The sequence below is a fragment of the Aeromonas sp. FDAARGOS 1406 genome, assembly GCF_019048565.1.
GTDB classification, from domain to species: domain Bacteria; phylum Pseudomonadota; class Gammaproteobacteria; order Enterobacterales; family Aeromonadaceae; genus Aeromonas; species Aeromonas caviae.
On the sequence record NZ_CP077378.1, the window covers coordinates 3964288 to 3981324 of the forward strand.

Here is a 17037-nt window from a genome sequence, read left to right on the forward strand (position 1 = left end):
CTTGAGCCTAACAGGATGAGGCACAACTGCAACCTCGTGGCAGGAGCCCTGCGTCGGGATGCGTCCGTCTCCCTCTGGTCCGTGGGGCAGGAAAAAAAACGCCCCGGCAGGCAAGCGGGGCGAAAGGGAGCCGTCCAATGGCTGCAGAAAAGGGTCAGTGGCCGAACCGTGTCGCCTCGAAGCGATTGAGCAGCCGGTGGATGAGGTAGCAGGCGAGCAGGGTGACCACGATGGCAAAGAGGATGCTGCTCACCCGATAGAGGGCGCTGAACACCAGGTCGTTACCCGGGGTCAGGTACTGGCCGAACAGGATGCCGAGGGTGGTGAGGGCACCGAAGCCGACTCCGGAGCCGCTCGCCTCCTTCACATGGGCATAGCTGAACAGCATGGCGCCGAGCCAGAGCACCGGGGTCACCAGCAGCAGCAAGCCGGACCAGTCATAGAGCACCAGCTGCCCCAGGATGCCGAAACTCACCCCCAGCAGGGTGCCCATGGCCCGCTTGCGGGCATAGTCCAGGGCGCCGTTCCAGTGCATGGGGAAGAGCAGCAGCAGGGTGGTGGCCTGGGCGGACATGGAGTCGCGCAGATCGAAGATCTGGAACACCAGGAACGAGAGGGTCGCGATGGACGCCCCCAGCAGGGCTTCGTGTCGCATCCGGTGCGGCGCCTTGGGGGAGGGGGCCGGCCTGGGTCGCTCCTCCACGTCCGGAATGAGGGCCGTCATCAGATAGGCGATGAGCACCGACAGGACGCTGGCCCAGAGGTTGCTGAAGATGAGGTCGTTCAGATCAATCCCGGGGTAGCTGGCAAAGTGCAGCATGATGCTGAGGCTGAGCACCCCGTTGGCACCGAACAGGAACAGGCTGCCCCGGGACATGGCGGCGAAACGGTAGAGGAAGAGCAAAAAGACCAGGGGGGTCATGAGCCCCGGGTGGCCGCCGAACAGACCGCCGAGCAGCCCCACTTCCAGACCGCACATGGCGGCGGAGGCGATGAGCTGGCGGGCGGCGTGACCGTTCATCACCGGCACCAGGCCGAGCAGCAGCACCGGGGTGACGGTGAAGAAGACCCCGTTGCTCCAGCCGAAGATCTTGCACAGCACAAACCCCAGGGTACAGCCAAAGGCGATGCGCAGACACTGGCGCAGTTCGTTGGGGGTGAGGGGTCTGTGCCACAGGTTCATGGTCGTCATCTCAATAGATGTAGTGCAGCAGGCTGAGCAGACGGATCTGGCCGCGGGCCAGCAGCCCGGTCAGGGTGTTGTCCGGCAGCAACTGCACCGTGGCGCGGGCCCCGGCCGGCAGGTGGGCGGGCAGTTGCTCCAGGGTCAGGTGCAGGCGCAGGCGCTGGGCATCGCGCACCCAGCGATCGGACTCGACGGGGTTCGCAAGCTGGCCGTTGGCGTCAAACTGGCCGGCGCTGACCCCGGCATCCAGGCTGGCGACGCGGGCCGGATAGAGACGACCGGGCTCGCCGTCGAAGGCGACGAGGGCCTGACTGCCGGCGCTGACGTGGCGCAGGCTCTTCTCGCGAAAATCGGCGATCACGTCCACCTGCTCGGAGACCAGGGCCAGCAGGGGGGAGCCCGCATTGGCCACGCTGCCAGGCTTGAGCTGCAAATTGGTGATGATGCCGTCCTGGCTCGCATGAACCCGGCTGTAGGCGAGGTTGAGCTCGGCCTGGGCGAGGCGGTTGCGGGCCTGGCGCAGCAGCAGGTTGTCTTCCCCTGGCAAGCCGCGGTTAACGCGGGCCTGCTCTACCCGGGCCTGGCTGCCGAGCAGGTTGGCACGGGCGGTGCGGGCGGCGCTGTCGGCGTCATCTTTCTGCTGTTCAGAGACCATGTGACGGCGGTAGAGGGCGTCGATGCGCGCCGCTTCCCGCTGTTTCTGGTCGGCCTGGGTGCGCAGCGAGCTGTACTCCGCCTCATAGGCGGTCAGGGTCGCGTCCAGCTGGCGGTTCTGCTGCCTGGCCTGATCCAGGGCGAGCCTGGCCTGATCCACGGCGAGCTGGAAGGGTTCCGGGTCGAGGGCGAACAGCAGATCCCCCTGCTTGACGTGCTGGTTGTTGGCGACGGCGACTTCGACCACCTTGCCGCTGACCTGGGGGGCCATCCGGGTGACGACCCGGGTGGCCATGGCCTGGGGGGTCAGGGGCATCTTGATGTCGGCCAGCAGAAAGTAGCCAAACACCAGGACGAAGCAGGCGATGGCCCACTTTATCCAGCGCTTGAATTGTTGATCCGGTGTCATCTTATTCTCTCTCTTCATGCTGTGCGGCTATCTTGCCGAGGGCGTTGGCGGAGATGCGGTGCACAATGTCTTCAAACTGGGCCAGCTCCTGCTGGCTGATGCCGGTGAGCAGTTCCCGGCGCACGGCGATGATGCGGCCCTCGATCTGATCGAGCAGCGCCTTGCCCGCCGGGGTCAGGGTGACGATGCGGGCCCGCTTGTCCTGGCTGCAACAATGGCGCTCGATCAGCCCCTGCTCCTCGAGCTGACCCAGGGTCCGCATCAGTGAGGGGAGCTCTATCTCCAGGGCCTCGGCCAGGGTCTTCTGGCTGAGGTGGCCGCCGAGGCGGCTGAGTTTCCACAGGGCGGTCCAGCGGGGATGGGTGAGCCCCAGAGGCGCCAGCTCGAGATCGGCCACGGTGCGCCAGAGCCGGTGCAATCGCCCCAGCTGCTCGGCGAGGGAGAGTTCTCGCAACATCTCCAGATCCTTTTTCATGACTGGCACCTCAATTACTTAGCTTGCGAAGCATTATATTTATTTCGCAGGCTAAGTAAATAGTGTGATACAGCTCACGTTCAGGTTTTTTGCCCGGGCCGTGGTGTTTAAGTTTTTATATGGCTTTGCGGGCCAGCTAACCGACAGCGGCCGGAGGAGGCGCTAGAGTGGTCACCTTTGAGGTGCGCCAGGCTGGCCATTGACCCGGCCGGGGGACACCCTCACCCTGGGCTTTCCCGTCCGCTGCAAGGTTGAACGATGAAACTGCGCCACCAGCTAGTCACCCTCTCGCTTGGCTTGTCACTGCTGCTGATCCTGATCCTGGGCTGTCTGCTCGCCCTCTTCATGCGCCACCTGCTGGAGAACAACCTGAAGGAGAAGGGGAGCGATCTGGCCCGGGTGCTGGCGGCGGACAGCCGAGTGGTCCAGGCCCTGGAGAAGGGGAGCGATCCCGGGCTGCGGGATTATGTGCAGGGGATCTGCAGCCGCACCGATGCCGCCTACATGGTGGTGACCGACGAACATGCCAGGCGCCTGAGCCACCCCTCGCCCGAGCTGGTGGGCCAGACCTTCCGGGGGGAGGACATCTGGCCTGCGCTCCAGTCGCGCGAGAGCTACTGCTCCCGGGACGTGGGCACCCTGGGCCCCGCCATCCGCTGCTTCGCTCCCGTGGTGGGGCCCGATGGCCAGGCCATCGGCGCGGTGGCGGTGGGTTATCTGATGCGCACCGTGGAGGGCACCTATCAGGAGCGGATCGCCCTGCTGGTCGGCGCCATTGCAGCGGTGCTGGGGTGCGGCCTGCTGCTGGCGCTCTGGGTGCAGCACCTGCTGCGCCGCACCCTGCTGGATCTGGAGCCGGAGACCATCGCCAATCGCTTCGCCCAGCAGGATCTGGTGCTGGAGGGGATCTCGGAGGGGATAGTGTCCCTGGACAACCAGCACAGGATCACCATGCTCAACAGCGCCGCCTTCTATCAGTTGCGACTGCCCGGCACCGGGCGCCACGCCCTGCTGGGCCGCTCCCTGGCGGAGCTGGCCCCCGGCCTCGTGCCCACGTTGCAGCAAGGGGGGGCGGTCAGGTTCACCGTGCAGGGGGATGACTTCGTCGGCCACTGGCAGGAGCTCAGCGGTCGCGAGCCGGGGCGCATGCTCATCTTCAGCCGGCCAGACGGCACCGGCAGCCTGGGCATGCAGGTGACCCACCTGCGCCAGTACGGCGAGATGCTGCGCATCCAGACCCATGAATTCGCCAACAAGCTCAGCAGCCTCTCCGGTCTGCTCCAGCTCGGCCACGTGGATCAGGCGGTAGACCTCATCCAGCAGGAGAACGAAGCCTGCCAGAACATGTTGCAGGATCTGCTGCGGGTCATCGAGAACAAGCCGGTGGCCGGGCTCATCCTCGGCAAGTTCAGCCGGGCGCGGGAGCTGGGGGTGGAGCTGGTGTTGGATGCGGGGTCGGCCCTCGGGGAGTATCCGGCCGAGGTGTCGGCGGATCTCATCACCTGCATCGGCAACCTGCTGGACAACGGCATTCGCGCCGCCTGGGGGAACCGCGAGCACGCCGCGCCCAGGGTGCTGCTCTCCCTCGATGATCTGGGGCGGCGGCTGGTGATCGAGGTGGAGGACAGTGGCGAGGGGGTGGACGAGGCGCTGGCGGATCACCTGTTCGACTACGGTGTCAGCCGCCAGACCGGGGATCACGGGGTCGGCCTCTTCCTGGTCAAGAAGACGGTGGCCAGGCGGGGGGGCGTGATAGAATGGCGCCGCACCGCCGAGCAGACGACCCTGTTCGGTATCTATTTGAATAAAAACCAATTGGTGTAAGTCATGAAGCCAATCTTCACGCTGATTATCGAGGATGACGAGCGGATAGGCGCCATGTTGGGGGAGCTGGTCTCCTCCACGGCCGGGTTCTCCCTGATGGGGCGGGCCGGTACCCTGGCCGAGGCGGATCGCCTGATGGCGGGGAGCGAGCCCCGCTTGCTGATGGTCGACATCTCCCTGCCCGATGGCTCGGGCCTGGAGTGGGTGAGCCGGCTGCGCAGCCACAACCGGGAGGTGATGGTGATGATGGTGACCGCCTCCTGCGACGTGGAGACCATACAGCAGGCCCTCAACCTGGGCGTGCAGGACTACGTCATCAAGCCGCTGCGGCTGTTTCGCATCCAGCAGAGCCTGGAGGAGATCCTGGTCCTGCATCGCCGCCTGTGCGAGCCGGGGGAGCTGGCCCAGAGCGACCTGGACCGCCTGATGGGCAAGGCGCGCAACCAGGGTCGGGAGGCGCGGGAGACCCCCAAGGGGATCGACGGCATCACCCTGCGACAGGTGCTGGATCTGCTGGCGGGGGAGCCGGACAACACCTTCTCCACCGACACCGTGGCCCTGCGCCTCTCCCTGAGTCGCACCACGGCCCGCCGCTACCTGGAGTTTCTGGAGTCAGAAGATCGGCTGGACGTGGAGCTCAACTACGGCCAGCGTGGCCGCCCGGAGCGGCGTTACCACTGGCGCCGGGAGTCGTGACCCCGTCGTGGGCACAACGCCGAAGAGGCCGCGCACACCATGCTGCGCAGATAAAAGGGAGCCTTTGAGCTCCCTTTTGTTTTGCCCCGATGCGACCCGGCCCCTCTATCTGGGGTCGCCCGAGAAGGGGTGCAGGGCGGAGCGGGCGCGCTCGAACAGGGCGATGAGGTGATCCGCCACGGCCCGCACCCGCCGGGAGTGGGCGAGATCGCTGTGGAGCACCAGCCAGATGGGCTGATCCACCCCGAGCTCCGGCAGCAGGCAGACCAGATCCGTCTGGCGGGCTAGGTAGTGGGGCAGCACCGCGAGCCCCAGACCGGCCTGGGCGGCGGCGAGCTGGGCTGCCAGGGTGCCGGTCTCCACCCGGCAGGGACGGCCGCGCAGCATGCGGGTCATCCATCTGGCGGCGGGCAGGTGGCTCTGGGTTTCGTTCCAGCCGATGAAGTCATCCTGATCGAAGCTGGCGGCATCCACCCCGGGGCTGCGGGCATCCAGGTAGGCGCCGGTCCCGTAGAGGCCAAAGCCCAGGGTGCCCAGGCGCCGCAGGGTGAGGTGGCCGGCATCGGGCTTGACCATGCGCACCGCGAGATCGGCATCGCGCCGGTGCAGGTTCACCGTCTGCACCCCGGTGACCAGCTCCACCCTCAGCTCGGGGTGCTGGGCAAAGAGCGTCGGCAGGGAGGGGATGATGAGGGGATTGGCCAGGTTCTCGGCGGTGGCGAGGCGCACGGTGCCGGCCACCTGTCCCTGCAACTGCCCCGCCTCGCCAAAGGCCAGCCCCGCATGTTCCAGCGCCTCGGCTCGCTCAAGCAGGGCCTCCCCGTCGTCGGTCAGGCGATAGCCCTGCTGGTGGCGGCTGAACAGGGGCAGGCCGAGGGCCGCCTCCAGCCGGTCCAGGCGCCGGGAGACGGTGGCCACCCCCATGCGAAGGGCGTGGGCGGCACCGCTCAGGGTGCCGCTGCGGGCGATGGCCAGGAAGACGCGGGCGTCGTCCCAGAGCAGGGGATCGTGCATAGTGTTTCCATAATCGGAAGATAGGTTGCCAGTTATCTCTATATCTCATTCATTTTCGGAAGACCATACTCCCCTGCAACTTGTCAGGGAGAAAATGCGATGCAACGACGAACACTGGGAGCCAATCTGCAGGTCTCTGCACTGGGGCTGGGCTGCATGGGGATGAGCGAATTCTACGGGCCGCGGGACGATGAGACGTCCTTGCGGGTGCTGGCGGAGGCGGTGGAGCGGGGCATCGACCTGCTCGACACCGCCGACATGTAAGGCCCCCACCACAACGAGGCGCTGATCGGGCGTTTTCTCGCGACCCGGCGGGGGCAGGTGAAGGTCGCCACCAAGTTTGGCATCGTGCGCCAGCACAGGGAGTACAGGCGTACCCTCGACAACAGCGCCCGCTATGCGCGCCAGAGCTGCGAGGGCTCCCTGCGCCGCCTCGGCATCGAGCAGATCGATCTCTACTATGTGCACCGCCTCGATCCGGCCCATCCCGTCGAGGAGACCATGGCCGGGCTGGCGCAGCTGGTACAGGAGGGCAAGATAGCCCGCATCGGTCTGTGCGAGGTGAGCGAGGCCACCCTGAGGCGCGCCCATGCCGTGCACCCGGTGGCGGCGGTGCAGACCGAATACTCCCTCTGGACGCGGGAGGTGGAGGCGGCGGTGCTGCCCGCCTGCCGGGAGCTGGGGATTGGTCTGGTGGCCTACTCCCCCCTGGGGCGCGGGTTTCTGACCGGGCGCTACCAGCAGGAGGCGGTGTTTGAGGAGGGGGATTTTCGGGCCGGCCTGCCGCGGTTTCAGGGGGAAAACCTCGCCACCAACCGCACCCTGGTGCAGGCGGTCATGGCCCTGGCGCAGCAGAAGGGATGCTCGGCGGCGCAGATAGCCCTGGCCTGGCTGCTGGCGCAATGGGAGGGGATAGTGCCCATCCCCAGCACCCGGCGCCTGACCCACCTTGAGGATAACCTCGGCGCCCTCTCGGTGCGCCTCTCCCCTGCAGAACTCGGGGCCCTGGGACAGGCCGTCCGGACCCTGCCGGTGGCGGGGGAGCGCTACACCCCGGAGGGGATGAAGGGGGTGAGCGCATGAGCGGCCCGCACTCAGCCCGCCCCGGGTTGGCCTGCTCGCTCCGTTGAGGGCACCACCTGGGCGGGAAAATGACAAAGGGAGCCGAGGCTCCCTTCTTTCATGGTGCTGGCGGGCTCAGGCCCCTTCCGGCAGAGGACGGCGTACCCTCGGCTTGAGCTGGGAGAGCATGACCCCGGTCAGGATGAGGCCGCCCCCCAGCAGGTGATAGCCGTGGATGGGCTCCCCCAGGGTGATGACGGCGATGAGGGCCGTGCACAGGGGCATCAGGTTCATGAAGACCGAAGTGCGCTCCGCCCCCAGGGTGGCGAGGCCGCGCATCCAGCAGTAGGCGGCGAAGATGGAGGAGGCGAGGCCGGCGAACAGCACCATGCTCCAGCCCTGGGCGGGAATGGCCAGGGAGTCGGCAGAGAGGGCCACCGGGATGAGCAGCAGCACCGCCAGCAGGATCTGCAGGTAGAGGTTGAGCCAGGGGCCGAACGGCAGTTGCCAGCGGCGGATCAAGAGGCCATAGAGGGCATAGCTGGCCGCCCCCAGCAGCATCATGCCGTCGCCCGGGTTGATGCCGCTGTGCAGCAGTGCCAGGGGGTTGCCCTGACCCAGCAGCCAGAGCACCCCGAACAGGGAGAGGCTCATGCCGAGCAGCGCCTGCTTGCCCGGCTTCTGGCCAAAGCAGCAGGCCCCGATGAGCAGGGTGAGCAGGGGTAGCAGGGAGCCGATGACCCCCATGTTGGTGGCCGAGGTGCTGTGGGCGGCGTAGTAGGCGAGGCACTGGTAGAGCACCATGCCGAGCAGGGAGAGCACCAGCAGCTTGCCGAGCCAGGGGCGGATGTCGGCCCGGCGGCGCCAGAGCTGCGGCAGGCAGAAGGGGGAGAGCGCGAGGGCGGCGATCACCCAGCGATAGAAGGAGATGGCGGCGGGATCCAGCACGCCGGCGGCGGCCTTGGAGACCACGGTATTGGCGGCCCAGATCAGGATGGCGAGCAGGGGGAAGAGAAAAGGCATAGGCACTCCTTGGTACGATGGGGAGAGTCTAGCCTTGTCTTGAACGAGGCAAGTAGCGTAAATAAGACATGTCATAACCGCTTTGGGACAATCTGCATGGGCACCCTCACCCTGGCCGAGCAGGATCGCCTGCTGGCCGACCCCAACCCCCTCTACTTTCGCTACAGCCAGATCCAGGGGGGCAACGCCTGCGCCGAGCACGCCCACCCCTGGGGTCAGCTCAGCCTCATCAGCCTGGGGGTCATGGTGGTGGAGGTGGGGGGAGAGCGGCTGGTGGCGCCCCCGGACTACCTCATCTGGGTGCCGGCGGACCTTCCCCACACCGCCTTCAACGAGCAGACCCTGGATTACACCTCCATCTACGTGAGCCACGCCCTGGCACCGCGCCTGCCACGGGAACCCCAGCTGCTGGCGCTCACCCCCTTGCTGCGGGCCCTGCTGGAGGACTTCACCCAGCGCCGGGTCGGGCACATGGAGGATGAGTGGGATGCCCGTCAAGGTGAACTCTTCATCGAGAAGCTGGCCCGCACCCGTTGCCAGCCGAGCTACCTGCCCCAGAGCCGGGATCGCCTGCTGGCCCCCTTGCTGGCGGCATTGCAGGCGGCGCCGGAGGACAACCGCACGCTGGTGGAGTGGGCCAGGGCGCTGCACACCACGGAGCGCACCCTGGCGCGGCGCTGCCAGAAGGAGCTTGGCATGAGCCTCGGCCAGTGGCGTACCCGGCTGCGGCTGGTGAAGGCGCTGGACTGGCTGCGGGGCGAGATGCCGGTGCAGGAGATCGCCTGGCGCCTCGGTTACGCCTCCACCTCGGCCTTCATCGCCATGTTCCAGCGGGAACAGGGCTGCGCCCCCCAGCGCTATCGCCAGCAACTGGGCCAACCCGTGGCCTGAACCGCATGAAAAAGGGCGCCCGCAGGCGCCCTTGTGGATCACGGGATTGGCTTAGAAGAAGCCGAGGGGGTTGATGTCGTGGCTCACCAGCAGGTTCTTGGTGTTCTGGTAGTGGTCCAGCATCATCTTGTGGGTCTCGCGACCGATCCCCGACTTCTTGTAGCCGCCGAAGGCCGCGTGGGCCGGGTAGGCGTGGTAGCAGTTGACCCAGACCCGGCCGGCCTGGATGCCGCGCCCCATGCGCCAGGCCAGATTGCTGTCCCGGGTCCACAGGCCCGCCCCCAGCCCGTACTGGGTGTCGTTGGCAATGGCCAGGGCATCCGCCTCGTCCTTGAAGGTGGTGACCCCGAGCGCCGGCCCGAAGATCTCCTCCTGGAACACCCGCATCTTGTTCTGGCCCGAGAAGATGGTGGGCTGGATGTAGAAGCCCCCCTCCAGTCCGCTCACCTTGGCCGGACCGCCGCCCAGCAGCATCTTGGCCCCTTCGCCGCGGCCGATCTCCATGTAGCTCAGGATCTTGTCGAACTGCTCGCGGGACGCCTGGGCCCCCACCTGGGTCGTGGTGTCGAGGGGGTTGCCCTGCACTATGGTGCGGGCGCGGGCCAGCACCCGGTCCATGAAGTCGTCATAGATGCTGGCCTGCACCAGAGCGCGGGAGGGGCAGGTACACACCTCCCCCTGGTTGAAGAAGGTCATCAGCATCCCTTCCACCGCCTTGTCGATGTAGCTGCTCTCGTGCTGCATCACATCGGCGAAGTAGATGTTGGGGGACTTGCCACCGAGCTCCACGGTGGAGGGGATCAGCTTGTCGGCGGCGCAGCGCAGGATATGGGCGCCCACCTCGGTGGAGCCGGTAAACGCCAGCTTCTGGATCCGGTTGCTGGTGGCGAGCGCCTGGCCCGCCTCGGCGCCGAAGCCGTTGACCACGTTGACTACGCCAGGGGGCAGGATGTCCTTGATGAGATCCATCATCAGCATGATGGTGACCGGGGTCTGCTCGGCGGGCTTGAGCACGCTGCAGCAGCCGGCCGCCAGTACCGGGGCCAGCTTCCAGGCGGCCATCAGCAGGGGGAAGTTCCACGGGATGATCTGGCCGACCACGCCGATGGGCTCCTTGAAGTGGTAGCTGACGGTGTTCTGGTCCAGCTCGGCGGCGGAGCCCTCCTGGGCGCGGATGCAGCCGGCGAAGTAGCGGAAGTGATCCACCACCAGGGGCAGGTCGGCGGCCAGGGTCTCGCGCACCGCCTTGCCGTTCTCCCAGGTCTCGGCGACGGCAAGCCGCTCGATGTTCTGTTCGATGCGATCGGCGATGCGCAGCAGCAGATTGCTGCGCTCGGTGACGCTGGTCTTGCTCCAGCTGGCGAACGCCTTGTGGGCCGCGTCCAGGGCGAGCTCGATGTCGGCGGCGTCGGAGCGGGCCACCTCGCAGAACACCCGGCCATCCACCGGCGAGATGTTCTCGAAATAGCGGCCGGCGCGCGGCGCCACCCAGTCGCCACCGATGAAGTTGTCATAACGGGATTTGAAGCTGACCAGGGCACCTGCCTGACCGGGAGCGGTATAAATCATCTCATCATCCTTATGTGTGTGTGGTCCTGACCGGCCTGGCGGGCAGTCCGGTTGCTTCCTGTCATCGCAAGGGGCGTGCCAGCGGGTGGCGCTCTACACAAAAAGGTTGCAAAAACGTTATCAAACGGGGTGCCAAGGGGTATCTTGGTTAACCAGTGCCCCCCAGGACGGCCCCCGAACTGTGCCGTTTCTGAACATCGGGTGTGACACTGTGCCGTTTGTGAACAGGAGACGTGATGAAGGCGCTCCCCCAAGGCGGCCCTATTCGCGAGTGTGTAGAAGGAGGTGTGATGAGCGAGTTGCCTCAATCCGGTGCCAGCCCAATCCAGCGCTCCTGGGAGCGCTGCCTGCATCAGGGGCTGAGCCGCCAGCAGAGCGCCGAGCTGGACTTGCTGCCCCAGGGGGAGCTGTCGGCTCGCCAGGAGCAGCACAGGACGCTCATCGCCTGCTTCCAGCGCTTCGTGCTGCCGCTCTTTGGCCAGTTGCTGGCGGGCAGACCCTGTCGTCTGCTGCTGTGTGACGGCGAGGGGGCCATCCTCGCGGTGAGCGGAGACGACCGGTTTGCCCGCCATGCCGAGCGCATTTTTTTGCGCAGCGGCGCCCGCTGGGGGGAGGCGAGCAAGGGCACCAACGCCATCGGCACCGCGCTGGCCGAGCAGAACGAGGTGCAGGTGCTGGGGGCGCAGCACTTCTTCGCCCAGCACAGTTTTCTCAGTTGCAGCGCCTGCCCCCTGCTCGGGCCGGACGGGCAACTGCTCGGCGTGCTCGACATCTCCACCGATGCGGCCCACCACGGCGGCGACATGCTGGGCACGGTGCGCCTCCTGGCCATGACCCTGGAAAACGCCCTGCTGGCCCGCCAGCCGGGCTGGCTGGTGGATCTCGATCCCCAGAGCCTCTGGTCTGCCCGTCTGCTGCTGGGGGAAGGGGGCGAGCTGCTCGGGGCCAACCGGGCCGGTCGGCTCTGGCTCGGCCAGCACCCCTTCGACGGCAAGCAGCTGCTGCGCGAGCGCCGCGGGCTGCGATTGGTGCCGGAGGCGGGGGAGCGCGCCGCCAGGCTCCCCCTGCCCAGCGCGGTTGAGGAGGGGGGATCGCAGGCGCAGCAGGTGCCGCTCAAGATGCTGGAGCGGGGCATCTCATTGCTCATCGAGGGGGAGACCGGCAGCGGCAAGGAGCACCTGGTGCGCACCCTGCACGCCAGATCGAGCCGTCGGGAGCGGCCTCTGGTGTGCGTCAACTGCGGCGCCTTGCCGGCGGAGCTGGTGGAGGCCGAGCTGTTCGGCTATGTGGGGGGGGCCTTCAGCGGTGCCCGCAGCCAGGGCAGCCAGGGCTATCTGCGCGCCGCCCACGGCGGCATCCTGATGCTGGATGAAATTGGCGAGCTGCCGCTCCAGGCCCAGACCCGGCTGCTGCGGGTGTTGCAGGAGCGCGTTGTCACCCCGGTAGGCAGCCACAGACCCGAGGCGGTGGACTTCTGGCTGGTCAGCGCCAGCCATCGGGATCTGGCGGCCATGGTGGCGGCCGGCACCTTTCGCGAAGATCTCTACTACCGCATCTGCGGCTGGCGCCAGCAACTGGCACCCCTGCGGGCCTGGTCGGTGCCCGAGCGTCAGGGGCTGATCCTGAACCTGCTCGCCCAGATGGACCCGGCACTGCAACTGAGCCGGGAGGCGGAGCAGCGGTTGCTGGCCCATCCTCTGCCCGGCAACGTGCGCCAGCTCAAACAGGCGCTGGAGGTGGCCTGTGTACTGGCAGAGGGGCAGGGCTGGATTGAACCTGCCCATCTGCATCTGCCCGCCGTGGCGGGGGGAGCGAGCTCACCTTTGGGAGGGAGTACCCTGCGCGAGCAGAGTCGGCAGCGGGTGCAACAGACCCTGGCAGAGTGCGGCGGCAACGTGAGCGAGGCGGCGCGCCGTCTTGGCATCAGTCGCACCACCCTCTATCGGGCGCTGCGGGAGGAGGGGTGAAGGGTGTCGCGCCGTCCAGCGCTTGTGTAGACTGCGAAGGCAAGGACGTTTTTTCGTTATGTTTCCATCGCAGGGAGTGCGCAATGATCCATCTTACGACCGACGAGGCCCCCCGCCTCTCTCCCGGCGGTTGGCCGATGCCGCTTGCGCCCCATGGGGCCCGTGCCGGCTAGTCGGCACCCGTCTGCGCCCGGTGCGGCGCGTGTAATAACCTTGGATCTGGATCAGCGCGGTCCGGCGCGTCAAGGTGTAGGGTAAAAGCCCTTTTTCAGGTGTGATGCCGATGATCCCTTCCTATTCCCGCATGACGACGCTGTTGTTCTGGTGCCTGCTGGCGGCGAGCCTGCTGGCCATGGTGTTATTCGAATTCGGACCCGAGCGGCGGCTCGACATCCTGAGCCAGGCCGGTTTGTCCGTGCGTGCCCAGGATGACAGGGCCCACAAGGGCTCCTCCGTCGCCACCCTGAGTCAGGGGGGCGACAGACCCGCCATCCAGTGCACCCTGCGAAGCCAATATGCCTATCCTTTCTGCGAGCTGGTTTTGACCCTGACCGACCCCGAGCGGGGGCTGGATCTCTCCGGCTTCACCGGGGTGCGGGTGAGGCTGGATGTAGAAGGGCAGGGGGTACAGGCCTGGCGCCTTTATCTGCGCAACTACGATCCCGTCTACTCGACGCGGGAAGACGAGAGTTCCCACAAGTTCAACGAAGTGCTCTTCACCGCCAGGGATTTTGGCCGCGAGCAGGATGTCCCCCTGAACGTCTTCGCCCCCAGCTCCTGGTGGGTGCAGCAGTACGACATTCCGCTGGTCCAGCAGGGGCCGGATCTGCACCATGTCTACGCCATCGAGATCGCCTCCGATGACAAGATGTTGCCGGGGGAGTACCGGTTGCGGCTCGAGCGGCTGGAGTTCTATGGCCGCTGGTGCAAGCCGGGGGACTTCTATCGCTATCTGCTGCTGGGGTGGCTTGTCTACGGCGTGCTGCTCTTCCTGGTCCAGAACCTGATGTTCGGGGATCGGCTGCGCAAGGCCAGGGAGGCGCGCCTCGCGGCTGAAGCCCTGAGTGCGAGCCTGTGCGAGCAGAACCGGCGTACCGAGGAGGAGGCCCGTTACGATCCCCTGACCGGGGCCCTCAATCGGCTCGGCGGCGAAAAGCTGCTCGGGGAGCTCGGCGAGATGCCGCTCTCCTTCATCTATATCGACATCGATCACTTCAAGGAGGTCAACGACGGTCACGGCCACCCGGTGGGGGACGAGGTGCTCAAGCACATGGTGAGCGAGCTGCTGCGCCATTGCGACAGCCTGTGCCGACTGGTGCGCTGGGGCGGGGAGGAGTTCGTGCTGGTCTGCCTCCATTACGACGAGGGACGGGCCGCCGCCCTGGCGGAGCGGCTGAGAGGGGCGCTGGAGGGGTACAGGCACTGGCCGCTGGGGCTCGGGATCACCGCCTCCTTCGGGGTGGCCGAGCGGCGCAAGGATAGCCTGGAGCAGGCGCTCAAGCGGGCCGACGAGGCGCTCTATCAGGCCAAGCAGAATGGTCGCAACCGGGTGGAGGTGGCGCCCGACTGATCCGGCGCTGGAGCCCATGGCCGGGCGGGGCTATCATGCGCCCCATCATTTATCTGAGGAGAGATGCCATGGCACAACACATTGGCGCCCTGACGCTGCTGGTGGCGGATTACGACGAGGCCATCGCCTTCTTCACCCGGGGAATGGGCTTCGAGCTACTGGAAGACACCCCCCTCGACGAGCCGGGCAAACCGGGCAAACGCTGGGTGCGGGTCGCTCCCAAGGGGGCTCCCGGCTCCGCCCTGCTGCTGGCCCGCGCGGCCAACGAGGAGCAGCGCGCCGCCATCGGTCGCCAGGGGGGCGGTCGGGTTTTCCTGTTCCTCGAGACAGACGACTTCTGGGGCGATTACGAGCGGATGCAGGCCTATGGCGTTCATTTTTGTGAACAGCCGCGCCTCGAACCTTACGGTACCGTGGTGGTGTTCGAGGACATCAGTGGCAATCGCTGGGACCTGCTGCAACTCGCTGCTGCCAACTGAATCTGAAAACGTTTATCATCCCGCCCGTCATAAAGTCATAAAAGTGTCACAGAAAGTTCTAATAATTGGCGCACCCATCTTCACAGAGGAGAGAGAAGGGATATGGCTAAGCGAATTCTGGTGGTCGAGGACGAGGCACCGATCCGCGAAATGCTCTGCTTCGTGCTTGAGCAGAAGGGATATGAAACAGTAGAAGCAGAAGATTACGCCGATGGACTGGCAAAGGTGCGCGAACCCTACCCCGAACTCATCGTGCTGGACTGGATGATGCCAGGCGGCAGCGGTATCCAGTTCCTCAAGCAGCTCAAGCAGGATGAGATGACTCGCCAGATCCCGGTGGTGATGCTGACCGCCCGGGGCGAGGAAGAGGACAAGGTGCGCGGGCTCGAGGCCGGTGCCGACGACTACATCACCAAACCCTTCTCCCCCAAGGAGCTCACCGCCCGCCTGCACGCCGTGATGCGCCGTGTCTCTCCCACCTCGGTGGACGAGGTGATCGAGGTGCAGGGGCTCAAGCTGGATCCCGTTTCCCACCGGGTCAGTGCCGAGGAGAAGGCTCTCGACATGGGGCCGACCGAATTCAAGTTGCTGCACTTCTTCATGACCCACCCCGAGCGGGTTTACAGCCGCGAGCAGTTGCTCAACAACGTCTGGGGTACCAATGTGTATGTGGAGGACAGGACGGTGGACGTGCACATTCGCCGCCTGCGCAAGGCCATCGAAGAGACGGGGCACGACAGATTGATCCAGACGGTGCGCGGGGCCGGCTACCGCTTCTCGACCCGTCTCTAGGTCAGGGCCAGTGCCGCCAGCGCCTGCTGGCGGGCATTGGACCCGGCTCTTTGCTGTCTCTAGGAGATCTTAATGTTGCAACCTTACGCCTGGCGGCGACAGTTGTGGCGAATGGCGTTCTTCTACAGCCCCTTCGTCTTGGTAGGTTGGTTAATCGATCATCTCGTTCTCTGCCTGCTGGTGGCCACTGTGGTGCACCTGGTCTGGCACTACCGCTTCCAGAAGCGGCTGTCGGACTGGCTGTGGCACGATCGCAGCCTGGTGCCGCCCCACGGCAGCGGCAGTTGGGAGCACATCTTCAACGGCATCTACAAGTTGCAGCAGCGTCACCGGGCCCGGCGCCGGGAGCTGGCGGGCCTCATCCGCCGCTTTCGGGAAGGGGCGGAGGCGCTGCCCGATGCGGCCGTGGTGTTTCGCACCGACGGCAGCATCCTCTGGTGCAACCGGCTGGCGGAGCAACTGCTCGGCTTTCGCTGGCCCGAGGATGCAGGCCAGCACATCGGCAACCTGATCCGTCATCCCGCCTTCGTCGCCTATCTGGGCAAGGGGCAGTATGACGAGCCGTTCGAGATGCACTCCCCCATCAACGAGGAGAAGTTCCTCGAATTTCGCATCATGCCCTATGCGGAGGACCAGGCCATGCTGGTGGTGCGGGACGTCACCCGGCTGCGCAGCCTGGAGAAGACGCGCAAGCACTTCGTCTCCAACGTCTCTCACGAGCTGCGCACCCCCCTCACCGTGCTCAAGGGGTATCTGGAGATGACCGAGGAGCCGCCGCCCCCCGCCATGTGGGCCAAGGCGCACAAGGTGATGATGGAGCAGACGATCCGCATGGACAATCTGGTCAACCAGCTGCTCACCCTGTCGCGCATCGAGGCGGCGCCCACCGTGGATCTCTCCCATCTGGTGGACATGCCCGCCATGTTGGGGCTGCTGGAGCAGGAGGCGCGGGCGCTCTCCGGCGAGCGGGCCCACGAGATCGTCTTCATGGTTCAGCCCAATCTGCTGGTGCGCGGGGATCAGGATCAGCTGCGCAGCGCCGTCTCCAACCTGGTCTACAACGCCATCCACTACACCCCGGCGGGGCGCAAGATCACTGTGGAGTGGCGCAAGCAGGGGAGCATGGCGCTGTTTGCGGTGCAGGATGAGGGGGAGGGGATCCCCCCCGAGCATCTGGCGCGGCTCACCGAGCGGTTCTATCGGGTCGACAAGGCCCGCTCGCGCCACACCGGAGGGTCCGGGCTCGGTCTTGCCATCGTCAAGCATGCCCTGAGTCATCACGATGCCCATCTCGATATCGAGAGCCGGGTCGGTGCGGGCAGCCGCTTCAGCTTTCTTATTCCCGCCCGCATGGTGCTGGTGAAATAATTTTTTGTGTCAATGTGTTAGCAACGAGAGAAGGGCTGCATCGCAGCCCTTTTTTCAT

16 protein-coding genes are annotated in these 17037 nt (G+C 66.1%); 10 read left to right on the forward strand and 6 right to left on the reverse strand.

The features are described from left to right. Positions 1–154: 154 nt before the first annotated feature. The 3 genes from I6L36_RS18775 to slyA are packed head-to-tail and all read right to left on the reverse strand — an operon-like array spanning position 155 to position 2724. Positions 155–1183, reverse strand: a complete 1029-nt coding sequence (locus I6L36_RS18775; protein WP_010673457.1) for a DUF2955 domain-containing protein — start codon at positions 1181–1183, stop codon at positions 155–157. Between the two features lie 10 nt (positions 1184–1193). Beyond that, complete coding sequence (locus I6L36_RS18780; RefSeq protein ID WP_103260631.1) at positions 1194–2249, reverse strand: HlyD family secretion protein; 1056 nt, start codon at positions 2247–2249, stop codon at positions 1194–1196. 1 nt (position 2250) lies between these two features. After that, on the reverse strand, positions 2251–2724 hold the full coding sequence (slyA, locus tag I6L36_RS18785) for a transcriptional regulator SlyA (RefSeq protein ID WP_010673459.1): 474 nt from the start codon (positions 2722–2724) through the stop codon (positions 2251–2253). 258 nt (positions 2725–2982) lie between these two features. Here slyA and I6L36_RS18790 point away from each other — a divergent pair, with 258 nt between their 5' ends. Together I6L36_RS18790 and I6L36_RS18795 are read left to right on the forward strand one after the other, a co-directional pair. Further along, positions 2983–4548 (forward strand): sensor histidine kinase, encoded by a 1566-nt coding sequence (locus tag I6L36_RS18790; RefSeq protein ID WP_104451731.1) that lies wholly within the window; start codon positions 2983–2985, stop codon positions 4546–4548. Positions 4549–4551: 3 nt separating this feature from the next. Continuing rightward, positions 4552–5244 carry a response regulator gene (locus tag I6L36_RS18795; RefSeq protein ID WP_216986782.1) on the forward strand — a complete coding sequence of 231 codons (693 nt, stop codon included), beginning with the start codon at positions 4552–4554 and terminating at the stop codon, positions 5242–5244. A 105-nt stretch (positions 5245–5349) separates the two neighbouring features. Here I6L36_RS18795 and I6L36_RS18800 read toward each other — a convergent pair whose 3' ends face one another. After that, the gene (locus tag I6L36_RS18800) at positions 5350–6258 is read right to left on the reverse strand and encodes a LysR family transcriptional regulator (RefSeq protein ID WP_202044281.1); all 909 of its coding nucleotides are present in this window, start codon (positions 6256–6258) and stop codon (positions 5350–5352) included. Positions 6259–6357: 99 nt separating this feature from the next. Here I6L36_RS18800 and I6L36_RS22055 point away from each other — a divergent pair, with 99 nt between their 5' ends. Together I6L36_RS22055 and I6L36_RS18805 are read left to right on the forward strand one after the other, a co-directional pair. Further along, positions 6358–6522 (forward strand): hypothetical protein, encoded by a 165-nt coding sequence (locus I6L36_RS22055; RefSeq protein ID WP_254203444.1) that lies wholly within the window; start codon positions 6358–6360, stop codon positions 6520–6522. 57 nt (positions 6523–6579) lie between these two features. Next, positions 6580–7341: an aldo/keto reductase gene (locus I6L36_RS18805; protein WP_254203445.1), complete on the forward strand. Its 762-nt coding sequence runs from the start codon at positions 6580–6582 to the stop codon at positions 7339–7341. Between the two features lie 114 nt (positions 7342–7455). Here the strand turns inward: I6L36_RS18805 and I6L36_RS18810 are convergent, their stop codons facing one another. Further along, a complete protein-coding gene (locus I6L36_RS18810) occupies positions 7456–8343 on the reverse strand; it encodes a DMT family transporter (protein WP_010673465.1) in 888 nt (295 codons plus the stop codon). Between the two features lie 96 nt (positions 8344–8439). Between I6L36_RS18810 and I6L36_RS18815 the strand changes: the two genes are divergently transcribed. Next, positions 8440–9234 carry a helix-turn-helix transcriptional regulator gene (locus I6L36_RS18815; RefSeq protein ID WP_010673466.1) on the forward strand — a complete coding sequence of 265 codons (795 nt, stop codon included), beginning with the start codon at positions 8440–8442 and terminating at the stop codon, positions 9232–9234. Between the two features lie 51 nt (positions 9235–9285). On the opposite strand, the gene I6L36_RS18820 is transcribed toward I6L36_RS18815, so the two are convergent. After that, positions 9286–10803 (reverse strand): aldehyde dehydrogenase family protein, encoded by a 1518-nt coding sequence (locus tag I6L36_RS18820; RefSeq protein WP_039039283.1) that lies wholly within the window; start codon positions 10801–10803, stop codon positions 9286–9288. A gap of 290 nt (positions 10804–11093) precedes the next feature. Here I6L36_RS18820 and I6L36_RS18825 point away from each other — a divergent pair, with 290 nt between their 5' ends. From I6L36_RS18825 to phoR, 5 genes are all read left to right on the forward strand, one after another. Continuing rightward, on the forward strand, positions 11094–12770 hold the full coding sequence (locus tag I6L36_RS18825; RefSeq protein WP_216986783.1) for a sigma-54-dependent Fis family transcriptional regulator: 1677 nt from the start codon (positions 11094–11096) through the stop codon (positions 12768–12770). A gap of 283 nt (positions 12771–13053) precedes the next feature. After that, positions 13054–14340: a diguanylate cyclase gene (locus tag I6L36_RS18830; protein WP_216986784.1), complete on the forward strand. Its 1287-nt coding sequence runs from the start codon at positions 13054–13056 to the stop codon at positions 14338–14340. A gap of 68 nt (positions 14341–14408) precedes the next feature. Next, a complete protein-coding gene (locus I6L36_RS18835) occupies positions 14409–14819 on the forward strand; it encodes a VOC family protein (protein WP_010673470.1) in 411 nt (136 codons plus the stop codon). A gap of 102 nt (positions 14820–14921) precedes the next feature. Then, a complete protein-coding gene (gene phoB, locus I6L36_RS18840) occupies positions 14922–15611 on the forward strand; it encodes a phosphate regulon transcriptional regulator PhoB (protein ID WP_010673471.1) in 690 nt (229 codons plus the stop codon). A 72-nt stretch (positions 15612–15683) separates the two neighbouring features. Beyond that, positions 15684–16979, forward strand: coding sequence for a phosphate regulon sensor histidine kinase PhoR (gene phoR / locus I6L36_RS18845; protein WP_010673472.1), 1296 nt, complete (start codon positions 15684–15686; stop codon positions 16977–16979). Positions 16980–17037 lie beyond the last annotated feature (58 nt).